Source organism: Pseudoalteromonas sp. G5_S1_54_S4 (assembly GCF_054968565.1).
Genome location: NZ_JBQKUL010000007.1, coordinates 46,913 through 68,999, shown reverse-complemented (window position 1 = coordinate 68,999; position 22,087 = coordinate 46,913). Strand labels below are relative to the sequence as shown.

At 39.8% G+C, this 22,087-nt stretch carries 22 protein-coding genes; 7 read left to right on the top strand and 15 right to left on the bottom strand.

Going from position 1 to position 22,087, the window contains the following annotated elements; genetic code table 11:
- Window positions 1-7 precede the first annotated feature (7 nt).
- Both ACTRWE_RS04835 and ACTRWE_RS04830 read left to right on the top strand, forming a co-directional pair.
- Window positions 8-553 carry a GspH/FimT family pseudopilin gene (locus ACTRWE_RS04835; protein WP_350654472.1) on the top strand — a complete coding sequence of 182 codons (546 nt, stop codon included), beginning with the start codon at window positions 8-10 and terminating at the stop codon, window positions 551-553.
- Between the two features lie 78 nt (window positions 554-631).
- Window positions 632-1,168 (top strand): GspH/FimT family pseudopilin, encoded by a 537-nt coding sequence (locus ACTRWE_RS04830; RefSeq protein WP_350654470.1) that lies wholly within the window; start codon window positions 632-634, stop codon window positions 1,166-1,168.
- A gap of 141 nt (window positions 1,169-1,309) precedes the next feature.
- On the opposite strand, the gene ACTRWE_RS04825 is transcribed toward ACTRWE_RS04830, so the two are convergent.
- The 13 genes from ACTRWE_RS04825 to murJ all read right to left on the bottom strand — a co-directional run bounded on the left by ACTRWE_RS04825 (window position 1,310) and on the right by murJ (window position 16,144).
- Complete coding sequence (locus tag ACTRWE_RS04825; protein WP_350654468.1) at window positions 1,310-1,729, bottom strand: type IV pilin protein; 420 nt, start codon at window positions 1,727-1,729, stop codon at window positions 1,310-1,312.
- Between the two features lie 10 nt (window positions 1,730-1,739).
- On the bottom strand, window positions 1,740-4,949 hold the full coding sequence (locus ACTRWE_RS04820; protein ID WP_462879568.1) for a pilus assembly protein: 3,210 nt from the start codon (window positions 4,947-4,949) through the stop codon (window positions 1,740-1,742).
- A gap of 1 nt (window position 4,950) precedes the next feature.
- Window positions 4,951-5,442, bottom strand: coding sequence for a pilus assembly PilX family protein (locus tag ACTRWE_RS04815; protein ID WP_290168746.1), 492 nt, complete (start codon window positions 5,440-5,442; stop codon window positions 4,951-4,953).
- Window positions 5,430-6,425, bottom strand: a complete 996-nt coding sequence (locus ACTRWE_RS04810) for a PilW family protein (RefSeq protein ID WP_138562931.1) — start codon at window positions 6,423-6,425, stop codon at window positions 5,430-5,432. The genes ACTRWE_RS04815 and ACTRWE_RS04810 overlap by 13 nt, the downstream gene beginning before the upstream one ends.
- Window position 6,426: 1 nt before the next feature.
- A complete protein-coding gene (gene pilV / locus ACTRWE_RS04805; protein ID WP_350654465.1) occupies window positions 6,427-6,987 on the bottom strand; it encodes a type IV pilus modification protein PilV in 561 nt (186 codons plus the stop codon).
- A 114-nt stretch (window positions 6,988-7,101) separates the two neighbouring features.
- On the bottom strand, window positions 7,102-7,806 hold the full coding sequence (locus tag ACTRWE_RS04800) for a LytR/AlgR family response regulator transcription factor (protein WP_462879567.1): 705 nt from the start codon (window positions 7,804-7,806) through the stop codon (window positions 7,102-7,104).
- Window positions 7,803-8,837 carry a sensor histidine kinase gene (locus tag ACTRWE_RS04795; protein ID WP_013464474.1) on the bottom strand — a complete coding sequence of 345 codons (1,035 nt, stop codon included), beginning with the start codon at window positions 8,835-8,837 and terminating at the stop codon, window positions 7,803-7,805. Before ACTRWE_RS04795 ends, ACTRWE_RS04800 begins: the two co-directional genes overlap by 4 nt.
- A gap of 30 nt (window positions 8,838-8,867) precedes the next feature.
- Window positions 8,868-9,797 (bottom strand): 4-hydroxy-3-methylbut-2-enyl diphosphate reductase, encoded by a 930-nt coding sequence (gene ispH, locus ACTRWE_RS04790; RefSeq protein WP_013464473.1) that lies wholly within the window; start codon window positions 9,795-9,797, stop codon window positions 8,868-8,870.
- A complete protein-coding gene (gene fkpB / locus ACTRWE_RS04785) occupies window positions 9,797-10,237 on the bottom strand; it encodes an FKBP-type peptidyl-prolyl cis-trans isomerase (RefSeq protein WP_013464472.1) in 441 nt (146 codons plus the stop codon). Before fkpB ends, ispH begins: the two co-directional genes overlap by 1 nt.
- Window positions 10,234-10,734 carry a signal peptidase II gene (lspA, locus tag ACTRWE_RS04780; protein WP_013464471.1) on the bottom strand — a complete coding sequence of 167 codons (501 nt, stop codon included), beginning with the start codon at window positions 10,732-10,734 and terminating at the stop codon, window positions 10,234-10,236. The genes fkpB and lspA overlap by 4 nt, the downstream gene beginning before the upstream one ends.
- 12 nt (window positions 10,735-10,746) lie before the next feature.
- Window positions 10,747-13,575: an isoleucine--tRNA ligase gene (gene ileS, locus ACTRWE_RS04775; RefSeq protein ID WP_013464470.1), complete on the bottom strand. Its 2,829-nt coding sequence runs from the start codon at window positions 13,573-13,575 to the stop codon at window positions 10,747-10,749.
- A gap of 29 nt (window positions 13,576-13,604) precedes the next feature.
- Entirely contained in the window at window positions 13,605-14,531 is a 927-nt protein-coding gene (gene ribF, locus ACTRWE_RS04770; protein ID WP_036956845.1) for a bifunctional riboflavin kinase/FAD synthetase, read from the bottom strand.
- Window positions 14,532-14,605: 74 nt separating this feature from the next.
- A complete protein-coding gene (gene murJ / locus ACTRWE_RS04765; RefSeq protein ID WP_036956891.1) occupies window positions 14,606-16,144 on the bottom strand; it encodes a murein biosynthesis integral membrane protein MurJ in 1,539 nt (512 codons plus the stop codon).
- 295 nt (window positions 16,145-16,439) lie between these two features.
- On the opposite strand from murJ, the gene rpsT reads away from it, so the two are divergent.
- Complete coding sequence (gene rpsT, locus ACTRWE_RS04760; RefSeq protein WP_008114420.1) at window positions 16,440-16,700, top strand: 30S ribosomal protein S20; 261 nt, start codon at window positions 16,440-16,442, stop codon at window positions 16,698-16,700.
- Between the two features lie 67 nt (window positions 16,701-16,767).
- Here rpsT and ACTRWE_RS04755 read toward each other — a convergent pair whose 3' ends face one another.
- The gene (locus ACTRWE_RS04755; RefSeq protein WP_008114419.1) at window positions 16,768-17,151 is read right to left on the bottom strand and encodes a response regulator; all 384 of its coding nucleotides are present in this window, start codon (window positions 17,149-17,151) and stop codon (window positions 16,768-16,770) included.
- Between the two features lie 109 nt (window positions 17,152-17,260).
- Between ACTRWE_RS04755 and ACTRWE_RS04750 the strand changes: the two genes are divergently transcribed.
- The 3 genes from ACTRWE_RS04750 to smrA all read left to right on the top strand — a co-directional run bounded on the left by ACTRWE_RS04750 (window position 17,261) and on the right by smrA (window position 19,010).
- Window positions 17,261-17,680, top strand: coding sequence for a hypothetical protein (locus tag ACTRWE_RS04750; RefSeq protein ID WP_036956889.1), 420 nt, complete (start codon window positions 17,261-17,263; stop codon window positions 17,678-17,680).
- Window positions 17,681-17,786: 106 nt separating this feature from the next.
- Window positions 17,787-18,032 (top strand): hypothetical protein, encoded by a 246-nt coding sequence (locus ACTRWE_RS04745; RefSeq protein ID WP_013464466.1) that lies wholly within the window; start codon window positions 17,787-17,789, stop codon window positions 18,030-18,032.
- 396 nt (window positions 18,033-18,428) lie between these two features.
- On the top strand, window positions 18,429-19,010 hold the full coding sequence (smrA, locus tag ACTRWE_RS04740; RefSeq protein WP_036956844.1) for a DNA endonuclease SmrA: 582 nt from the start codon (window positions 18,429-18,431) through the stop codon (window positions 19,008-19,010).
- Window positions 19,011-19,267: 257 nt separating this feature from the next.
- Here the strand turns inward: smrA and ACTRWE_RS04735 are convergent, their stop codons facing one another.
- Entirely contained in the window at window positions 19,268-20,188 is a 921-nt protein-coding gene (locus ACTRWE_RS04735; RefSeq protein ID WP_036956842.1) for a 2-hydroxyacid dehydrogenase, read from the bottom strand.
- A gap of 160 nt (window positions 20,189-20,348) precedes the next feature.
- On the opposite strand from ACTRWE_RS04735, the gene olsF reads away from it, so the two are divergent.
- A complete protein-coding gene (olsF, locus tag ACTRWE_RS04730) occupies window positions 20,349-22,079 on the top strand; it encodes a bifunctional ornithine lipid synthase OlsF (protein WP_024602838.1) in 1,731 nt (576 codons plus the stop codon).
- Window positions 22,080-22,087: the final 8 nt, after the last annotated feature.

The following is a 22,087-nucleotide window of genomic DNA, read 5'->3' as shown; positions in this document are numbered from 1 at the left end:
GATTTATATGAAAACTAAGCACCGTGGATTTACCCTATTAGAGTTAATGGTCACCGTGGCCATTGTTGGCATTATAGCCACTATTGCGTTGTGGAACAGTAGCGATATGCTGGAAGAAAACCGAGGTGAAAATTTTTTATTAGAACTTAAACGCAATATTAGTTTTGCACGTTCACAAGCGGCTAGTACCGATGAGATCGTAATTGTGTGCGCTGCTCCAGGTACAAAAGTAAAAAGTAATGATAAAACCCTAACTTGCTCAAGTAAATGGGATGTTGATCAAATAATTATTACCTTTATTGATGCTAATAATAATGGCCAATATAATAATGAAACAGATAGCTTGATCAGAGTCATGGAGGAAATTAGTCCTAATGATCGCGTTTCATTTACAGATACCCGTATACGATTTAATACCAGCGGACGTATAACTACAAATCCTGGGAACTTCATATTTTGTCCTAACGGCGACAACAAAAACCAAAAAGCGTTAACATTAACGCAATCAGGCACCGCTTTTTATTTAGGGGATACCACAGAGAGCTGTGGTTAAAAGCCATTTCATACTTTGTCGTTTTTTTGATTGTTTACTAAACTAATATAATGGACTGTTCAATGAAAGGCTTCAGGGATGAAGTTAATTATAAGTGCTCACAAAAATGGTGGCGTTACATTATTAGAATTACTAGTAACCATTTCAGTTATAGCGATACTAAGCCAACTCTCTTTATGGTTTTTTCCTGATTTCTTGGCGCTCAATCGCGCAGATAACCAGATTAATCTATTACACAGAAACATTAATTATGCACGTCTTTATGCAATAGAAAATAATAGCTACGTCACTCTATGTGCCTTGAAAAATAATGAGTGTTTAGAAGATGATTGGGACAATCAGGTGTCACTTTTTATTGATAACGACAAGTCAACCTCTTTGGATGATGACGAGCGCCTTATTAGTACCTTTGAACATACCCATCCCTCTGATAGCTTAGAGTATCCTCGGGATGCCATCACTTTTAGACCCGACGGCTCTTTAAACGGCTTTCAAAACGGTACTTTTGTCTATTGCCCTAATAGTGAAAAAGCAAACCTTGAAGGGCTTGCTTTATCTATAAGTCAAACAGGTCGCATAAGGATAAAGTCCACAAATAGATGCAAAAATAACTAACCTGAATTCTAGTTAGGGGGTACAGTGAAAAAAACCGGGCTTCACGTAAGTAGCAAGCCCATTGCAAGTAGATTCAACGCAATTAGCGCTAAAATAGCTACTTGAAATAGGTGTATAAATCAGAGTTCAGGTTAACTAGCATTATCTACCCCAACAATAAGTTATGTCTGATTTACCTTTGCTGCCTTTAGCCCCTTTTATGCCTAAGTCATTAATAGACAATTCAGTACAATCAGTATCCCCCTTTACAGCTCCAGCGATGGGCTTCGCTGTAATTGTAAATTCATTACTATTAACCACATTTATTGCTAACTCAAAATGCCCGTTTTCAGTTTTACTTTGAATACCTAAGTCACTAAACGAAGTTGAATAGACTCGGTTATCTACAAAGTACTGCTCCTGCTTGTTTGCAGCATCTAAAAGTGCAGAAGCGGCTTCTGCACGTGATGCGCGTTTTACATATTCACTGTAATTAGGCACGGCAATAGCGGCTAAAATACCCACAATTGCCACGGCTATCATCAGCTCAATTAAAGTAAACCCTGTGTGCTTGGCAACCATTTAATGACTCCTAATTATTCACTTCATCGTTTTCTTCACGTTTGTAAATATACATTTGCTGGGTTTTAAAGCCAAACCCAATAGGCTGAGTATCGTTAACTAGCTGAATTTTACCATCTACTATTTTTAAATTAGGCCCAATAATTTCGATTGGTCTAAGCGGATTCTCTGCATTTTTGCCTTTTATGCCTGGGCCAATTAAATAAAATTGGCTTTGTACGTCAACCGTTGTGTCATCGTCGCATTTACCGTCTGAATTACCGTCAACACAGGAGGCACCAAAATAAAGTTGCGGCGTATCAGGGACTTCATAACTGGTGGCAAATTTTAACTCATCATATACTTTAGTGCCGTAATGCAAATGAAATGCATATAAAGAGCCACCGCCACCGGTTAACGAACATTGGTTTAGTCCAGTATCCGATGCAGGACTAAATGAAGTAAAATACGCAACGCCTCCTACCACGGTTGCCGCAGCAAGCGATTTTTCGCCGGGCGATAACGTATAATGCCAGCCTTTAAATGTATTTGTCAGTTCAACTTCTAGATTTATAAACTCACTAACATTACTTAATGCATTACCAAACTTATCTTCATTCATCGACATTAAATCTGTAAATAAAATAGTTTCAGGAGCGTTACTTTTAAATGATTTTGTGAGCGTATTTTCATCTCTTATCATAAAAAGCTCATCGGCTGTGGTTGAGTTTATAGGGTTAGTGCGATTACCACTGCCAATAACGATGGCGTCGTAAGGAGTTTCAACACGTGAAGTAACACCCTCTTTTTGAGTCACTTTACTTAATATAGTTCGCGCTATGGCTGGTTTATAAAAAAAGCGCCTGTCTTTACCATCAGCAAGCGATGCAAGTTTAAAGTGACTAAATTCATTTGTTTGACTACTTGGCATATCAACACGCCAAATGTCGCCACCAGTATCTGCTGCGTAAATTCTATCAATATAGCCATCGTAATTAGAGTCAAGTAATGTAACGTCTGCGGCAATACTGTGTTTACCAGTAAAGCTATTGTTACTGCGTAATGACCAAAGCTTTTTACCGGTTTTAGCATCAACAATAAACACATCTCGACCCATTGAGTCTGCATCGCGTTTATTCCCTTTGTCTTTATCTTTAATGGTGTCGTAGCCTCCACCAAAAATCAAAACGGGCTTATCACCAAAGGCTTTTATAAACGCAACTTGTGGTTTCGACCAAGACTGACCAAGCTCTTCAAAACCTGAATCTACCCCGCCTTTAATACTCCACATTAAAGAAGGTGAGTCAGGCTTAGTAATATCTAACCCATAATAATTTCTACCGCCACGTCGCATGCCTGCAAACGCCCATACAGTATCACCTTTACCAGCATTAACAATGCCATCATTAATACCATCTTCATCTAAACTTTCATTTTTAGAGTACACGCTAATAGGGCCATCCATGCCATATTTTTTTCCGGCCTCTTTGGCTCTAAGCGGCTTAATAATATTAAATAACGCTGAAGGTATGAATGCCCAGCTTTCAGTTACTTCATTCTTACTATCATCATCTTTAAACATGTGTAAAAAGCCTGCGTTTGTACCAATAAGTATGCGAACATCATTATTGCCATAATCAATCGCCACAGGTTTTGAATGTAAAGGGTCGCCAAAAATGTCAGCTCGCTGGGTGCTTGTACTATTCTCATTATCAACATCAACACCACGTGCCCAGTTTATTGTTGAATCAAAAACGCTTTCAGAAACATTAAAAACACCAGCAGCTTTTTCTTTGTCACCATAAACTTTCACAAGGTTAGATATATTAAATACCCCAATATCTGAAATTAATTTACGCTTACCCGGATCTAAACTTGTCAGCATCGCATTAACTCCACCGCTTTCAACGGAGTTGCCATCAGCTAAATTGCCCTTCGTCCAAAATGTTTTAGCGTCTTTTTTAATTAATCCGTCACTATTTAATGCAAGCGTTGATGTAGAGTCTATGAGTTTATTTCCCATCACTTTTATTTTTTTTAAATTACCGCGCCACCGAGTGCCCACTTCAGGATAAAACATGGCGAGATAGACCGCATCCTTACTGCGAGTTTGATCCACATTGTTGCTCGCAAAAGAAGGCGATGTAAAAGTGCTGTTTTCTTCTCGTATTAAGGTAATGGTATTTTTAAGTGCGGAGGTAAGAGTAGCGGCTGTATCTGCTTCAAAATAATCGCCACCGCCAACTTTAGCTGCCTCCTCCAATAGTTCAAGTGCATCTTCATCCATCCCTCCACCAAAGCCAATAGTAAATAACCTGGCAGTATCAATAGTTTCAGTAGTTTGAGGATATAAATCAACATCAGTATTATCGTTGCCATGTAAAATTTTGGCTAGCGCTACTAAATAACTACTATAACTCCCAAAAGATCCCGCATTACTTTTAAAAACGTTATTATAGGTACTCTTTATACTATTATCTGCTTCATCATCATTCTGAGGTTCGCCGTCGGTCATTAAAATAATATTGATGGAGTTATCACAGCGCAGCGAATTTTCGTTGTTTTTTCTAAAAGGCGACTCATACTTTTGGCTATTTTCTGCACTTGTGTCTCTATCATCAACATTTTTTGCAAACTTAAGGTTTTGCCCTGAAATGTATAAATACGCTTCCCATAATGTTTCTGTTAAGGGCGTTGAGCCATAAGCAGGTAATTCATTAATTCTATCAACCAACGTATCTTCGCCTGTGCCAACTCTAGCAAGCACATAACCACCACCAGGTTCGTTACCTGCGTTATAATTAAAACGCATTAAACCAAAGTCAATATCATTATTGTCCTTTATTAAACCTTTTACAGCTCTTTTTGCAACCTCAAGCCTTGTTCCACTTTCAACTTCATCAACACAACTTGGTTGATAGTTTCTGTTACCAATATTTATATAACATTGTTCATTATATTCGTTGTAGCTATCTTTACTTTCATAACAGCTTGGTAGTTGTTCATAATAAGGAGGAAACCAAAGAAACCCCCTCCTTTTTATAAAACAACGCTCGCTTGTGCCTGCTGATGTAACTTCCTCATCCATACTTCCTGACGTATCAAAAATAAACAATACCCGAGGTTTTTCATCTACATTGACATCTTTATTTACATACAGCTCTATGTCTTCAGCTTTGCTCGGCGCTGTAAAAAAAAGGCACATAAAATAAGTAAATATAATACTTGCTGCTAGTTTCATGTTAAATCCCCTTACCTTTATCGGCCATTTCTTGCGCTATACCCGTTACAACTGTTAGCTGGTGCTTGCTCTTAGAGCCATATTCAATAGTAGTGGTGACTTGCATCATGTTGCAAACGACCCCCTCTGTAGGGTTGTATCTACGCGGGCAGTTAAGCTCCATTACTCCCTTATTTAAATTGGTCATGGCACTTTGCATACCATCATGAGTAGCTATCGTTTTCCATTGCTCAGGGATCTCGTTCTTAGTTAAGAAAAACTGGCTAGCGCCGCCTTTATTAGCCTCTTGTGCTATCACTCGTTGAACCTCGCCGACTAGCATGTTTTCTGCCACTTCCCGCTCTTGTGCTGCATTGGTAATTTTAATGTCGATGGTACTGCTACTCATTAATGTAACGGCAATACCGGTTACTGCTATTACCATAATTAGAGCAGTAATAAGCACTACTCCCTTTTGCTTATGCTGTGTAGGTGTGTGTGTTACATACGCCATAAATTTGCCCCTACATTATTTAAACGAATAGTGGTAGTAAATACAGTACGCCTATAGTTATCAGTAACTTCAAGCTTACGCGCGTTTTCATCTTCACCGAGTGTATATATTTGCTTTTTGCTATTTATGCTTGGATCGGGTTGCAATGTTCTTACTAATAAAAATAGCTGCACGGTTAAAATACCTTGTTGATTGCCCCACTCAGCTGCAGTCATTTTGTTTATGCTGCGATACGAATCGACCTTGCCATTACCATTAGTATCGAGACCAAAAATAAAACGCATATTTTCAACCCCTTCCATGATTGTTTCGGTGGTCATACCGTTGCCAGTTAGGCGTTTTCGCATCAATGCGGGCACTGTTAGTTTTTTATTATTTACGGTATAAGTTTGTTCGCTAATATAATAAACATGGTGGCTGTAAGGCCACACAGTGGCATTGACATTAAGTGTGTTGGCATCAACCTGATCTTTGACAAAACGAGCAAGTTCTTGTTCGGCCACAAAATAATAATCATTATTAGCTGTTTCGTTAACCGCGTTAGTTACATCTAATTGGTGCCCTTGCACAAACTTAATTTGTAAAATATCAGTGCCCGATACAGGGTTATTAACACAATTAAGTTCACTTGGACTTGCCGCTGTTTTTGCATAAAGGGTTTTAAAGTTACTACTGCTGGTTAAATCAGGAAAACTGCCATTGTTGAGACCTTCAAAGCAATCACCTGTTGGACTTGCTAATGATGAGGTGTTTATTGCAGTAAATGAATTGCCATAAAATGTGCCCCAAAAGCCTACTTGTTCTATATCGCGTTGCATAATATTAATCGCTAAACGCCCTGACTCTTGCAGTTCACCTATTGCCATGGTGCTTTTGGTGGTTGTTTTCATACCAATATAAGTAAACATGACGCCACCTAAAATTAGCCCGCCGATGAACAAAGAGATCATCATTTCAATGAGTGTAAAACCTGCTTGCCTCATTTTAGCTCCTAACATAAACATAGCTGGTAAGTACTACTACACGGCGTTTTTTATCAGCTGTTCCGCAATCAATATTTGCTGTATTTTCATTTGCAGTGAATTCTTGCCTACCCTGCCATGATACAATTACTTCAATGTTAAACGCTTTACCGCCAGAGCCTGCTACCGCTTCGGGATTAACACACACGGTGGCACCATCAAGTGATCCCGTATTTTCGCGGGCACGAATAGCACGCTTCCACTGCTCTATGTCTAATACAGCGATTTGCGCACTGCTACACGAATCTGTAAAGCAAGTATTGGATGAATTTAAAGTTGTTTCACTCGTAAAGTTGCCTTTATACTGAGTTACAAGCGCTGAGGTATCATTAACACGTATACGTTGAATAATATCGTTACCTAATGCAACAGCAGCAGCACGTTGCATTGAATCAAAGCTTGCTTGTTTTGCTTTTGCTTGCAGGGCTACAGCCCCCAATAAACCAAAGCTAAGAATAATAAACGCAATCAGGACTTCAATAAGGGTAAAACCTTTTTGCAATTTAAACGTGCTCAAAGACATAGTAAAACCAAATAATAATTATCTGATACTAAGTGTATGCAATAAAAAAATAGATTCAACTAGGACCACGACCAACGGTTAATTATGTTGATAAGCGGTTAATAGGTCGGTGTGCTAAAGTACGCTTTTTACGCTTTTGAGCGCTCGACGACTAACAGCTAAAAAAGGTGAACACCCTTTGAGTTCAATAACATGTTGATGGTTTTTAAGTGTATGGAGTGCCAAAATTTTATTTTTATTCACTAAGGTATTTCGATGAATTCGCAATAAGTGACGAGGATATTGCATTTCAAGTTGCTTTAAACTGTCTTCAATTAAAGCCTCCCCACCATCGAATACGACTTTTGTGTACTTTTCCTGTGCATAAAAATAGAAAATATTTTCTATTTTTATGCTTCTTACGGTGCCTGCCAATTGATACGTTACTTTTTCTGTTTGTTGCTGTTGCAGGTGTACTCTGTTTAAACGTCCTAGCTGTTGTAATGCATGTTGCAAACTTTTTTCTGATATAGGTTTTACCAAATATCCGGCTGCATTTAACTGCATCGCATCAAGTGCATGCTCAGGATGAGCGGTTATAAAAATAATCGCCGGAGGTACCGCTAGATCATTGAGTTGATTGGCCACTTCGATGCCATTTAAGCCTGGCATATCAATATCTAAAAACACTAAATCAGGCTGCTGCTTTTTCATTTGTGTTAAAGCGTCATTGCCATTACTAGCCTCTCCTTGCACATGAATGGATGTATGGTTCTCAGCGAGTAAACGCTTCAATCGTGCCCTTGCTAAGGGTTCATCATCTACAATCAGTACATTCATAACGTATTCTCTGCTTGTTTTGGGATGACTACTTTGACTCTAAATTGATTATCTTTGTTGGTTATTGTCAGTTGCGCCCGACCTTTATAATAAATACTTAAACGAGAACGAATATTATCAAGAGCCATACCGTTATGCTCTCTAGTATTTTCAGTTTCAGTAGGTACAGGATTAGTTACAATTAAGGTTAAATAATGTGTTGTCACATGCAGTTCAATACTTATAGTAGCACCACTTTGGCTTGGCTCAATGCCATGACATACTGCGTTCTCTACCAAAGGTTGTAATGTTAGATATGGAATATAGAGCGCAGGGAGATGTTCTGGTAATAACCACTCAACCTTTAAGCGCTCTGCAAAGCGCCATGATTCAAGCGCAATATACTGTTTAGTTAATGTTATTTCATCACTGAGTAATACACTTTGACCTGAACGCATTGCAGCTTGAGACAGCGCTGCTAGTGCTAAAATTGCATGCTCTGCAGCCTCAACGTCATGATGCGTTAATTCTGCCGCCGTATTCAAGCTATTATATAAAAAGTGGGGTCGGATCCGTGCCTGCAAAGCATCAAGTTCTGCACGAGAAAGTGCTTTGGTTTGCTGCTCTTTTTCAAAATGAATAAGCAAAAATTGTACAAACAGTAAGGTAAGCAAAAATACAATAATGCAATTACGCAGCACAAAAAACGTCAGTTGTTTTTCGTTTTCAATATCAAAAGCAATATGAGAAAACACCAGACTAAATACAGCAGTACTGAGACTATATGAAGCAATAAAAAAACTGATCTGAATAAACTGAGTCTGTTTTGCGAGTAATCGACGACAAAGATATAAAAAAGAGGTACTGACCAGCACAGTTACATGGAGAAACAAACTGATCGCCCCCAAATGCAGCCATATGTCATCGCCAGCATTAGGAGCAAAAGCTAATATAATAGCCACAACCTGTGTTACTACGAGGGATGCAAGCACACCACGCTCATTAAAAAGGGCCGAAAAAAGTAACGCATCTGGTGACAGTTGCTTACCCATTCGACCCTCCTTTTATGATTTATCTCTAAATTAACGCAGCTCTACTGGTACAGCAAAAACAATGTTTTCTTCTTCACCAGGATTTTCTGTTACTTGGTTACCACCGAGCTCTTTTAAGCGGGTAATCACTTGCTGCACTAGCACTTCAGGTGCTGAGGCGCCTGCGGTAACCCCCACACTATTGATACCATCAAACCATGACGCTTCAACATTGCTGGCATCGTCAATTAAGTACGCACGCGTACCCATTTTATCAGCTAGTTCTCGTAAACGATTGGAGTTAGAGCTATTTTTAGCGCCTACAACCAATAGCACATCGACTTTGTCTGCTAAGTCACGTACTGCATCTTGACGGTTTTGAGTTGCATAACAAATATCATCTTTACGCGGACCATCAATAGCAGGAAACTTGCTGCGTAAAGCATCAATCACATCCGCAGTATCATCTACCGACAAGGTTGTTTGGCTGCAATAAAAAAGGTTATCTGCATTCTTAACATCAAGCTTTAACACGTCATCAACGGTTTCAACTAGGTAAATGCCACCTTGTTGATTGTCGTATTGACCCATAGTGCCCTCAACCTCGGGGTGTCCATGGTGACCAATTAAAATGCATTCAATGCCTTTTCTGCTGGCACGGGTAACTTCCATATGCACTTTAGTCACTAACGGGCAGGTTGCATCAAATACTTTAAGCTCACGGCGTTTTGCTTCACTGCGTACAGCCTGTGATACACCATGAGCACTAAATATAACAATACTGTCATCCGGTACCTGATCAAGCTCTTCAACAAACACAGCGCCGCGATTTTTTAAGCCATCAACCACATAACGATTGTGTACCACTTCATGGCGCACATAGATTGGTTTTTCAAAAATATCTAAAGCGCGCTCAACAATGCTAATTGCGCGGTCAACACCGGCGCAAAAGCCTCGTGGATTAGCTAATAATATTTCCATTAACCTTGCACCTCAATAATATCAACTTCAAACGTTAAGCGCTGGCCCGCTAATGGGTGATTAAAATCGATAGTAACTGACTCGCCTTGCACTTCACGCACCAAACCCGGAAGCTCGGTGCCATCAGGTTGAGTAAACGCAATAATAGCACCTACTTTAGCCGGCGTTTCTACACCAAACTTACTACGATCTACATAATAAATATTATCTGGGTTTGGTTGACCAAAGGCATCTTCCGGCTCAAGCTCAAATGTTTTGCTCTCACCGGCCGTTAGGCCAAGTAAACATTTTTCAAAATTAGCGGTTAAGCTGCCATCACCCATAGTGAGCTTAGCCGGCTTGTTATGCACTTTCGTTGAGTCAGCGGCAGAGCCATCTTCTAGTTTAATAGAAAAATGAAAAATAACGTCTGAGTTTTCACCAATTACAGCTTGGCTCATGCTTTATGCTCCTTTGGATTTTCGCCGGTAAAGGCGTCAAATAGTAATAATGCAGCACCAATACAAATAGCGCAGTCTGCAATATTAAATACGGGAAAATGTGAGTCTTCGTAAAACACATGTAAAAAATCAATAACGTAACCATAAGCAATGCGGTCGTACAAGTTACCAATAGCACCGGCTAAAACTAACGAGTAAGCACCACATAATACTTTATTAGACGCTGGAAGACGTTTTAACCACCACACCAACAAACAACTAATCGCGATTGCTATTGCACTTAAAAACCAACGCTGCCAGCCACCCGCTTCGCTTAAAAAGCTATAGGCTGCACCGTAGTTATGTACATAAGTGATGCTAAAAACAGGCAGTAAATTAATTGACTCACCATAAGCCATGGTGTTTACAACCAGTGTTTTACTGGCAAAGTCTATTACAAGCAGTAATAGACTCAACCAAAGCCACACTAAACCACTTTTTTGGGTTAGTTTGCTCACTAAAAACAACTCCTAAGCGAATTGACGCTTTTCACCTTCACCGTCAACGTTACTTACACAACGACCACAAATTTCGGGATGAGCAGGCTCAACACCTACATCTTCACTGTAATGCCAACAACGTTCACACTTTTTAGCATCTGTTGCTGATACGCTAATGTATAAGCCATCAATTTCAGTAGTTTGTGAATCTGCAGGTTGACTGTCTACCTCGGTAACGTTAACCGCAGAGGTTAACAACACAAAACGTAGCTCATCGCCTAACGCCGCAAGTTTTGCTGCAAGCTCTTTGCTGGCAAACAGGTTTACGGTTGCTTGTAATGTTGCGCCAATCACATCTTCTTTACGTGCAGCTTCTAACAGACGGTTCACTTCGTCACGCACATTTAAAATAGCTTGCCAGTCTTCATTACTAAACTTGGTCGTTGTTGGTGCTTGTAATCCCTCATACCATGTTGAAGTAAATACATAGTCACTGCGCTCACCTGGAAGTGCTTCCCAAATTTCTTGCGCTGTAAAGCTCATGATTGGCGCCATCCAGCGAGTCATAGCTTCAGCAATATGATAAAGCGCTGTTTGACAAGAACGACGTGCATGGCTGTCGCTTTTTGCCGTGTACTGACGGTCTTTTATAACGTCTAAGTAGAACGAACCAAGCTCACCGGTACAGAAGTTCATTAGCTTTTGCGTTACTAATAGCATTTGGTAGCTATCGTAAGCCGCTAAAATATCATCTTGTAACTGTGCTGCGCGCCCTACAATCCACTTATCAAGCTCAACCATATCATCAACAGCAACTTGATCCGTTTTTGGATCAAAACCACTTAGGTTAGCAAGTAAGTAACGGCTGGTGTTACGAATACGACGGTAACGATCTGCCGAACGTTTGAATATTTCATCGGATACGGTCATTTCTGCTGTGTAATCAGTTGATGCTACCCATAAACGTAAAATATCAGCGCCCAGTTTATTCATCACATTTTGTGGCGAAATAACATTGCCTAATGACTTAGACATTTTGCGGCCGTTTTCATCAACCGTAAAGCCATGCGTAAGCACTTGCTTGTATGGTGCATGACCATTAATTGCCACTGAAGTCATCATTGATGACATAAACCAACCACGGTGTTGATCAGAACCTTCAAGGTATAAATCTGCAGGACCAACTAAATCTTCACGCGCATCAACAACACAGGCATGAGTCACACCTGAGTCAAACCACACATCTAGCGTGTCTTGTACTTTCATGTACTGTTTAGCGTCTTCTTCACCTAGCAAAGTAGCAGGCTCTAGGTCATACCATGCTTGAATACCTGATTTTTCGACAAGTACTGCAGCTTGTTCAATCAGCTCTTGAGTATTTGGGTGTAATGCACCCGTGTCTTTATCAACAAACAATGCAATAGGTACACCCCACGTACGTTGACGCGAAATACACCAATCAGGGCGGCCTTCAACCATGTTGGCAATACGGCTTTCGCCCCATTCAGGTAACCATTGAGTATTTTTAATTTCAGCCAGTGAATCTTTGCGTAAGTTAGCCTGATCCATGCTAACAAACCATTGTGGTGTGGCACGGAAGATAATAGGCGTTTTATGGCGCCAACAATGTGGGTAGCTATGAGTTAATGCATGATGATGCATTAAGGCATTATTTTCTTTTAATACCTCAATTACACTCGCATTGGCTTTAAACACATGTTGACCGGCAAATAATTCAGTGTCAGGTAAGTACACTCCGTTTGCGCCAACTGGGTTAGCTACTTCAAGATTATACTCAAGGCCTGCCACGAAATCTTCTTGACCATGACCAGGTGCAGTATGTACAACACCCGTACCAGAATCTGTGGTTACGTGTTCAGCTACAATAACCGGTACGTTAAAGTCATAAAATGGGTGTGCAACGTTTAAGTTTTCAAGTGCTGCACCTTTAACATAGCCAAGGATATGGAAGTGGTTAAAGCCAAAACGATCCATCGCATCTTTAACAAGCTCAGAACCTAAAATCAGACGCTGCTGAGCACCTTCATCGTCTACTTGTACTAGCGCGTATTCTAAATCAGCATGCACAGCAACCGCACGGTTAGCTGGCAAAGTCCACGGTGTCGTAGTCCAAATAACAGTCCCTACACTGCCAGTGCCTTGATGACCATCAGCTAAGTTAAACGCATTTACTACTGCGTCTTGATCAGCAAAAGTAAAACGTACATCGATAGCTGGCGATTGTTTATCTTGGTATTCAACTTCTGCTTCTGCTAATGCAGAGCCACAATCTGTACACCAATGCACAGGTTTTGCGCCTTTATGCAGATGGCCATTTTTTATAATGCGACCTAGTACACGAATTGCATTGGCTTCAAAGTCAAAGTTCATGGTTAGGTAAGGCTTATCCCAATCACCAAAAACGCCTAAACGTTTAAAGTCTACTTTTTGGCCTTCCACTTGCTTTTTAGCATAGGCACGACATTTTTCGCGAAATTCTGCAGCAGTTACCTTAACACCGGGTTTACCGACTTTTTTCTCAACCATTAACTCAATTGGTAAACCATGACAGTCCCAACCCGGTACGTATGGCGCATCGAAGTCTGATAAGGTTTTAGACTTAACAATAATATCTTTTAATATTTTATTTACTGAATGGCCTAAATGGATATCGCCGTTTGCATACGGAGGGCCGTCATGCAAAATGAAAGTTTTTTTACCTTTCTTTGCGCTGCGAATTTGACCATACAGGTCGTCTTCATACCATGCTTTAAGCATTTTTGGTTCACGTTGTGCCAAATTGCCACGCATTGGAAACATTGTTTCCGGTAAATTCAAAGTATGTTTGTAGTCGCTCATTAATCCTACTTTCCGTCTCTATCGGCTACCTAATTTAAACCAAAACACTGCTTAGCGGCGGCAACATCGGTTGCTATTTGTGCCGTCAGTTGTGTTAATGTCTCGAATTTTTTCTCGTTGCGGAGTTTTTCAATCAACTCCACATGCATAAATTGTCCATAAATATCTTGTGCAAAATCAAAAAGGTGTACTTCTAATAAGGCACGAGTTCCATTAAATGTGGGTTTGTTTCCAATGTTAGCCACCCCAAAAACGTGTTTTCCTGCGATCATTACTTGAACCGCAAATACGCCATTAACCGGACAAACTTGACGCTTTAGGGCAATATTTGCCGTTCTAAAACCTAGTTCTCGGCCTTTTTTCCAGCCGTGAATAACACGCCCAGATATCGCATAATTATGCCCAAGCATGACTTTGGCACTAACCAAGTCACCCTCAGCAAGCGCTTCTCGTATTAAGGTACTGCTTACTCTAGCATTTAATTGCCTAAAGCTGGCAGTGCTTTTAACACTCATTCCCGCTTGAGTACCCATATTAGCCAATAGGCTAAAATTTCCTTGGCGCTGTCTACCAAATCTAAAATCATCGCCAACCGTTAATGCTTTAACGCCCAGCTTTTTAATTAAAATATCGCTCACAAACTGCTCTGCATGCATATTTGCAAACGCTTGATTAAAGCTAATACAAATAACGCGCTCAATCCCCAAGTTACTCAATAGACGAAGTTTATCACGCAGTCGAGTAAGCCTAGCCGGGGCATTGTTTTTTGCAAAAAACTCTTGTGGCTGAGGCTCAAATAACATTACAGTGCTAGGTAAATTATTTTCTTTGGCATCCGCTAACAGCCCTTTTAATACGGCAGCATGACCCAAATGAACACCATCAAAATTACCAATGGTTAGCACACAACCAAAGTGTTGTGGGCGTATATTGTGTATACCTCTAATTAACTCCATGCCACCTAATGCCTTTTTCAGCGAGCGATAAAATGCGACCTTGGGTCGCAGAGTGTCCGATTATAATCTTTTTTTTAATTTGATTCAGTAATTGCTACACTTTTTATCGTATTTAGTCTAACGCCCATCAAAAACAACATAAAAAAGTAACTAACAACCGCAATAATTAATAACACAACCAACAACATAACTTGTTCACTAAAGTGCCAGCTAGGCCAATCATAGTGTCTACTGGTAAACCACACTAGTGCGCCCATCGTCACACTCGCCAGCAAACATTTCAAAGTGAAGTAGCCACTCATGCTGGAGAACTGGTAAACATTCTCTTTTTTAAGCTGTCGGTACAGTAAGTAGGCATTACAACTAGCCGACATAGAGGTTGCCAGTGCTAAGCCTAAATAGCCAATAAAGGGCGCCAGCATAATATTAAACACCATGTTAAGCACCAAAGTGACAATACCAATGCGCACCGGTGTTTTCGTATCTTGGCGAGAATAAAACCCAGGCGCCAACACTTTAATTAACATAAAGCTGACTAATCCCACCGAGTAGGCAACCACCCCTAAGCTCACTGCCTTAACGTGATCAATGCCAGCCTCTTTAAACGCGCCGTGATCAAACAGCACAGTAATAATCAACGGGCTTATAATCATCAGGCCTACCATTGCAGGGAGCCCTAAAAAAATCACAAATCGCACTCCCCAATCTAGGGTATGTTGAAAGTCGCTACTTTTTTTACTGCTGTGTAATTTTGATAGCGCAGGTAAAATAACCGTCGCAATACCGATACCAAATAAACCAAGTGGGAATTCAATCAGTCTATCTGAGTAATACAGCCAAGCGATAGAGCCTGTCATCAATAATGAAGCTATTACCGTATCGAGTAATAAGTTAATTTGACTAATTGATACACCAAATAACGCTGGGAGCATTAATTTACGCACTTTTTTAACATTTTCGTCTTGCCAACCCCATCGCGGCCGCGCCAACATTTTTGCTTTATATAAAAACGGCAGTTGAAATAATAGCTGTACCACGCCCCCTAAAAATACGCCTATTGCTAATGCATATGCACCAACAGAAAATTGGTCATGCAATAAAATGGCACAACCAATAATAGAAACATTAAGTAATACAGGAGTAAATGCGGCAACTGCAAAACGGTTGTACACATTCATTACTGCGCCACTAAGCGCCACTAAGCTTACAAAAAATAAATAAGGAAAGGTCAGCTTTAATAGTGAACTGGCAAGCTCAAACTTTTCTGCGTCAGGGCCACCTTGCCACCAATCAATAAACCAACCAGTACCAAATAAAGCGGCGATAACGGGGGATGCCACAACACCAAAAAGCGTAACGAGTAGTAAAATTGTGCCGAGTGTACCTGCCGCCTGCGCAACAAATATTCTGACTTTATCATCGCCTTGTTGTTCTTTGATTTCACTTAATACAGGTACAAACGCCTGTGCAAAAGCCCCTTCAGCAAATAAACGGCGTAAAAAATTAGGAATACGGTTTGCAAATAAAAACACATCGGCAGCAGTCCCTGCCCCCAACAAGTTAGCAACAACAGCATCACGCACTAGCCCTAAAATACGCGAGATCATTGTCATTGCACTTACAATCATCCCGGAACGAAACAAACCTTTTGACACTATAAATCCATATTAAAAATCAGCAATTAAGTTAATTATGCCATAGTCTTTTTTATAAATCGCTTTAAAGCACTAGGCTCGAACCCCTTGCTTTGTTACAATAGCGGCATTAACTGCTAAAGCGGCAAATTGATGTTCGTTATAAGGAGCAGTTTTTCTTGGATTGTTAAAATTAAATTGACATTCATGATAAAAACAGGCATATTCCACGGCCTTTAATTTAAGCTTTATTTAAGATTGTTAGGAGCAAACCTTGGCTAACATCAAGTCTGCAAAAAAACGCGCTATCACAAGCGAAAAAAACCGTCAGCACAACGCAAGCCGTCGTTCAATGATGCGTACTTACTTCAAAAAAGTAATCGTAGCTATTGAAGCTGGCGATAAAGAAGCTGCACAGCAAGCTTTTTCTGTTGCTACACCTATCCTAGACCGTTACGCAACTAAGGGTCTAATCCACAAAAACAAAGCTGCTCGTCATAAGAGCCGTTTAGCTGCTAAAATTAAAGCGCTATAATTTGTTTTTGCAAGATTAAAAAAACCGGCTTTTGCCGGTTTTTTTTTGCCCAAAATAAATACGCTTTTTAAACGTTATCGAGCTCTGGATAAAACTTTTTCAGCATCGCCGCAATTTTCTTCGGAGAAAATGGCTTAACCACAAATCCTTTTGCCCCTCTATCTATTGCATCCTTCACATTTTCAACGCCTGAATGCGCCGACACCATCACCACGTTTGTCTCTGGTGATAACTCATTTATCTGCGCAATAAGCTCTTTACCATCGCCGTCAGGTAGCTCTATATCTAAAAATATAATGTTAAAGTTTGCTGCACGGCATTCACTTATGCACTGCGCGGCCGTAGACGCTTCTTTTACATTCTCTATCCCTAAATGCATCAATGTTTGACTTAGAAAGCTACGCACCGTGCTAACATCATCAACTATTAAAATAGATAGCTGCGTATTCATATATAATCCTTATAGGCTAAAAGCCGTGTCTGCGAAATTGGTGATTTGCTTAAAATACAAATATTTACTTTATTATAGAGAGCTAAGCCAAAAAGGCCAGATTTGCTTTATGTCGAAAAACACAAAAAAGAGTCGTCGCAAAAAAAATAAAGCGGCCTATGTTAAACCAATACCTAGTAACAAGCCTGCAAACCTTGGCTCACAATTAAACCCGCGCGCAGTAAGTGTAAAACGTGGCGCCAAACTAACCGCATTTTTTATTTTCACGATATTATTACTTATATTTGTTTTAGCGCCAAAGCCTAGTTTACTCACCTATAAAAAATCAGCCATAGTTAGCAAAAGTATTTATTGGCCAGGGCTATTTGCCAATAAACCAAAGCTACTGGATTCAACGCTGCACCCTAGACTAGATAAGCATCGCAGAACACTATACCTCTGTGTAGATCTTCAGCAACCACAAAGCTGCCAAAAATATCATGTTATTGCTGAAGAGGGATTATTTTCGGTATTAATTACCTACTTTTAGCATTAAAAAAACTAATCTGAAAATTTAAAATTACTTGGTTGAAAGCTGTGCAAAAGATCAACATAATGGCGCTCCTTTTTTCAACAACTGAACTATTGAAACGACCATGCTAAACGAGCTAGATTGGCTTTTAAATACATTACTACTTGCACTAGGTTTAGGTGCATTCTTTATCAACCAACTGACACTGCTTCGCGTTGCTGCGATTAGTGCGTGTGGTTTGTTATTCCTATCATTTAGCTTAGATCTTATGTCGTCGAGTATTATTTCAAATATGAGTTTAGTGTTGATCAACACATTTTACTTGTTCAAAGTTTATACGTTTGGGCAATTTAGCGTATCTCAGCATTAATTACTTCCCCTTAGAATATTTTATAGCCCAGTTTTTCTGGGCTTTTTTATATCTCACTGTTAAAAATCTTGGGTCTGGGTTTGAACTAAGCTAAAATTTATCTCGTAATAGGGTCTGTTGACCTTTCAAGGTTAAATTTTCAGCAGTCTGTTTGGTATTTAGGCAAGGCAGAGCCTATGTGGTGTGGTTATTCCCCATAGATAAGTGATAACGCAGCATCAATGCCAAACAGGCGCTGCCCTTTGGGTTCTACCTAAGGGCGATTTACTCTTTGTTGCTCGGTTTTTACTTAGCCCACTAGGTTACAAACCTCGCGCCGCGATTAAACCGCCCCTAGTTTGAACAAATTTTAATCCGCAAAGGTCAACAGACCCTTGCCTAATTTGAGATAAGCCCATGCCATTGTCAGATTTCGATTTATTCTTATCTTCTATGGAAGATGTTACCCCCATAACGCATGACACTGTGACCTTACCACCTAAAAGCCATAAAGCGGTCATCGCCCAGCAAGAAAAAAATAAAGCAGCACAATCAGATTTAGTCTCTGAACAGTTCAATCCGTTGGATGAACCACTTGAATTACTCGATCCACTTGCCATATTAAGCTTTAAAAAAGAGGGCGTACAAAGCGCGGTTTTTAAAAATGTAAGATTAGCGAAATATCAGCTTGATGCGACGCTTGATTTACATGGGCAACTTTTAAAAAATGCACACGCATCATTATTAGCCTTTGTTCAAGACTGCCATCAGCGAAATATAAGAATGGTACTCGTTCGCCATGGCATAGGTATTAAAAATAAAACCAAGCCAGGGATATTAAAAAGTTACGTAAATCAGTGGTTACAAACAATTCCATGCGTTTTAGCGTTTCATACTGCACTTAGGCAGCATGGAGGAAGTGGTGCGACGTATGTTTTATTGAAGAAAAGTGATGATAAAAAGCATCAAAACAGAGAAATACACAGCAAGCGTAGCTAAATCTTGCTGTGAAAATAAGGGTCAGATCAGCAGCGCTGCCGCATTGGCTTGATTAAACCAGGCTGATATTCCTAATATAATGATAGATACAACCACGATGCTAATTTTTGCGCCCCCTTGATTGGGTTTCATAATTCATCCTATTTTTTTATTATTGTTAGAACTGTTTTTAACAATAATAAAAATTACAAATGTTAACAAGCTGTTTCTATTAAAAATTAAACAAATCTTAATCCTTGAAGGCCAACAACTGCTAATTAATAACCTTGCTGCTTATCAATGCAATTTATTAATGGCTGTTTCGCTTTTAAACGCAAAATGTTTTCTGCTATTTGTTCAATAACACTATCCAGATCTGACAACGCAGCACAGTGCGGTGTTAAAGTAATACCTGGATGCAACCAATAAGGGTGTTCGCTTGGCAGTGGTTCACAGGCAAACACATCAAGCGTTGCTGCGCGTATACGTGTATTGTTAAGTGCATCAAGTAAATCAGCTTCTACTATATGCCCACCTCTGGCCACATTAATCACCACAGCATGTTCAGGCAGTTGCTCAAGTAACTGTTTATTAATAATGCCTTGGGTACTGCTGGTAAGCGGTAATAAACATACTAAATAATCGGTTTGCGCAAGCATCTGTGTTAAGCCGTCATCACCATGATAGAGTGTCGCAATGTTTGATGTTTTAGGGCTTCGGCTCCAAGCATTTACGTTAAAACCGTTATTAACCAGCCTATGTGCACATGCTTGACCTAGTTCGCCAAACCCTAAAATGCTTACTTGATTATGTTTATGCGCTCTTTTAGGTTTCCATATACTTTGCTGTTGCTTTATTGCATATTCTTTTAATCGCAACTTTTGTGCTAATACATGGGTAAGTACGTATTCAGCCATATCGTTGGCTAACTGTTTATCAACAATACGCACGACCTCTACATCCGCAGGTAATAAACTTAAATCAATGCTATCAACGCCAGCGCCAAACGATGACACAGCCTTTAAATTTGGTAACGAGGGCCACAGTGATGCAGGCGCATTCCACGCTAAAACGAACTCTACACTCTCTAAATTTTGGCAATCATCAAGTTCTTCAATTCGAATACTAGGCAATCGTGATTTCATTTTTGCTATTAATTTTGTGTTGTCTCGACCTGTTATAGCCACCAAAACTGACATGATGATTCCTTAAAAAGTAACCCTAAATAATAGTACTGGTATGGTTCAATTCAATAGTATGTAAACGGTTTTAAAAAGTCACACAACTGACCGCGTATTGTCATATCCGCACTCTAAGCTAAACATATTGGCTTTAGCCTAGTATAAAAAAGAGGTGCGTATGATCAGTGTAGATAAAGTAATTGCGACTAACTTACCACAGTTAACTAACTCATTTAAAATAAAAAAACTGGTAAAAAAGAGCCTTAGCTACTTATTACATGAACAAGAGTTTACAAACTTTGCAACAACTTATCCTCATCTTCAAGGAATAGAATTTGTCGAGCAAGTACTTGATGAACTTGATTTTGACACTCGATACAAAGCAAAACAAATAGAAAATATTCCCAGTGAAGGGAAAATTGTCATTATTGCTAATCATCCAATTGGATCCTTAGATGCGCTTGCATTAATTAATGTGTTATCGACGGTGCGTGCCGATTTAAAAGTCGTGGCTAACCGAATGCTAATGACCGTTGATGCAATGCATTCATTATTACTACCCGTTGATAATTTGTCGGGGCAAAGTAAAAAACAAGAGCTTAGTAATATCCACCAGCATTTAAAAAATGAAGGAGCATTACTTATTTTCCCTGCGGGTGAAGTTTCTCGACTTCGACCAACAGGGATCAAAGACTGTAAATGGAACAGCGGGTTTTTACGTATCGCTAAAAAAGCCAATAGCCCAATTTTACCCATACATATAAAAGCCAGAAACAGCCCGCTTTTTTACGGTGCCTCTATGCTATATAAACCGCTTGCCAGTTTATTACTAGTCAAAGAAATGTTTAAACAGCGCCAAAAATCGCTCGAATTTGAAATAGGCGCCTCCATTGCTCCTGAATCTTATTTAATACCCGATTTAAAAGACAAGGAAGTGGTCGAGCTTATACGAAAACAGCTGTACCGTTTAACCACTAAAAAAACACTGCCACTAAAAACTCATGCCCCTATTGCCTCACCAGAGTGTAAAAAAGAATTAAAAAAAGCCATCGAAAGCTGTGAACATTTAGGTAAAACCAGTGATGGCATGGTTATTTATTTATACCAATACCAAGGCAGCTCACCGTTATTTCGTGAACTTGGCCGCTTACGGGAAATTGCCTTTCGTGCAGTAGGTGAAGGCAGTGGCAATCGCCGTGATATAGACAAATACGACATGCATTATCAACACTTAGTCTTATGGGATGCACAATCACTCGAACTAGTTGGCGCTTACAGATTAGCCTGCGCGCAGGATGTGATTGAACAGCACTCTCAACGTGGGCTTTATACCGATAGCTTATTTAATTATACCCAAGAGATGACGCCATACTTCAAGCAAGGCATAGAATTAGGCCGTAGTTTTGTACAACCCAAATACTGGGGAAGAAAAAGCCTCGACTATTTATGGTATGGCATTGGTGCCTTTATTAACCGCTACCCTCAGTATCGTTACTTATTTGGTGCCGTGAGTGTGTCAAACGCACTGCCAGAGCAAGCAAAATCCTTACTGGTACATTATTATCAGCACTATTATGGCTCTGAAAAGTCACTCGCAACGCCTAACAATGCTTTTCGTCATACCCGTGAGCAGCAGATTCAATGCACTAATTTGTTTATGGGTAACAACATCAAAGAAGACTTTGTAGAACTTAAACACATACTGGCTAATATGGGCACCCATGTACCCACACTATTTAAACAATACACCGAGCTATGTGAGCCAAATGGGGTAACGTTTTTAAGTTTTAGTATTGATCCGCAATTTAATAATTGTATTGATGGATTGGTATTGGTCGACCTTGAGAAAGTAAAACCGAGTAAAGCAAAACGCTATTTGGGAGCGCAAGACACTGCCTCAATAAACTAAGCTTTGCC

Bases quoted from the DNA above. Each gene is read 5' to 3' on its own strand.
- ACTRWE_RS04745 (WP_013464466.1), top strand. From the start codon at position 17,787: ATGCTAAACGAGCTAGATTGGCTTTTAAATACATTACTACTTGCACTA.
- ACTRWE_RS04800 (WP_462879567.1), bottom strand. From the start codon at position 7,806: ATGAATGTACTGATTGTAGATGATGAACCCTTAGCAAGGGCACGATTG.
- pilV (WP_350654465.1), bottom strand. From the start codon at position 6,987: ATGTCTTTGAGCACGTTTAAATTGCAAAAAGGTTTTACCCTTATTGAA.
- ACTRWE_RS04830 (WP_350654470.1), top strand. From the start codon at position 632: ATGAAGTTAATTATAAGTGCTCACAAAAATGGTGGCGTTACATTATTA.
- ileS (WP_013464470.1), bottom strand. From the start codon at position 13,575: ATGAGCGACTACAAACATACTTTGAATTTACCGGAAACAATGTTTCCA.
- ispH (WP_013464473.1), bottom strand. From the start codon at position 9,797: ATGGAAATATTATTAGCTAATCCACGAGGCTTTTGCGCCGGTGTTGAC.
- ACTRWE_RS04825 (WP_350654468.1), bottom strand. From the start codon at position 1,729: ATGGTTGCCAAGCACACAGGGTTTACTTTAATTGAGCTGATGATAGCC.
- fkpB (WP_013464472.1), bottom strand. From the start codon at position 10,237: ATGAGCCAAGCTGTAATTGGTGAAAACTCAGACGTTATTTTTCATTTT.
- smrA (WP_036956844.1), top strand. From the start codon at position 18,429: ATGCCATTGTCAGATTTCGATTTATTCTTATCTTCTATGGAAGATGTT.
- olsF (WP_024602838.1), top strand. From the start codon at position 20,349: ATGATCAGTGTAGATAAAGTAATTGCGACTAACTTACCACAGTTAACT.
- ACTRWE_RS04735 (WP_036956842.1), bottom strand. From the start codon at position 20,188: ATGTCAGTTTTGGTGGCTATAACAGGTCGAGACAACACAAAATTAATA.
- murJ (WP_036956891.1), bottom strand. From the start codon at position 16,144: ATGACAATGATCTCGCGTATTTTAGGGCTAGTGCGTGATGCTGTTGTT.
- ACTRWE_RS04810 (WP_138562931.1), bottom strand. From the start codon at position 6,425: ATGAGGCAAGCAGGTTTTACACTCATTGAAATGATGATCTCTTTGTTC.
- ACTRWE_RS04795 (WP_013464474.1), bottom strand. From the start codon at position 8,837: ATGGGTAAGCAACTGTCACCAGATGCGTTACTTTTTTCGGCCCTTTTT.
- ACTRWE_RS04815 (WP_290168746.1), bottom strand. From the start codon at position 5,442: ATGGCGTATGTAACACACACACCTACACAGCATAAGCAAAAGGGAGTA.
- ACTRWE_RS04835 (WP_350654472.1), top strand. From the start codon at position 8: ATGAAAACTAAGCACCGTGGATTTACCCTATTAGAGTTAATGGTCACC.
- ribF (WP_036956845.1), bottom strand. From the start codon at position 14,531: ATGGAGTTAATTAGAGGTATACACAATATACGCCCACAACACTTTGGT.
- ACTRWE_RS04820 (WP_462879568.1), bottom strand. From the start codon at position 4,949: ATGAAACTAGCAGCAAGTATTATATTTACTTATTTTATGTGCCTTTTT.
- ACTRWE_RS04750 (WP_036956889.1), top strand. From the start codon at position 17,261: ATGTCGAAAAACACAAAAAAGAGTCGTCGCAAAAAAAATAAAGCGGCC.
- ACTRWE_RS04755 (WP_008114419.1), bottom strand. From the start codon at position 17,151: ATGAATACGCAGCTATCTATTTTAATAGTTGATGATGTTAGCACGGTG.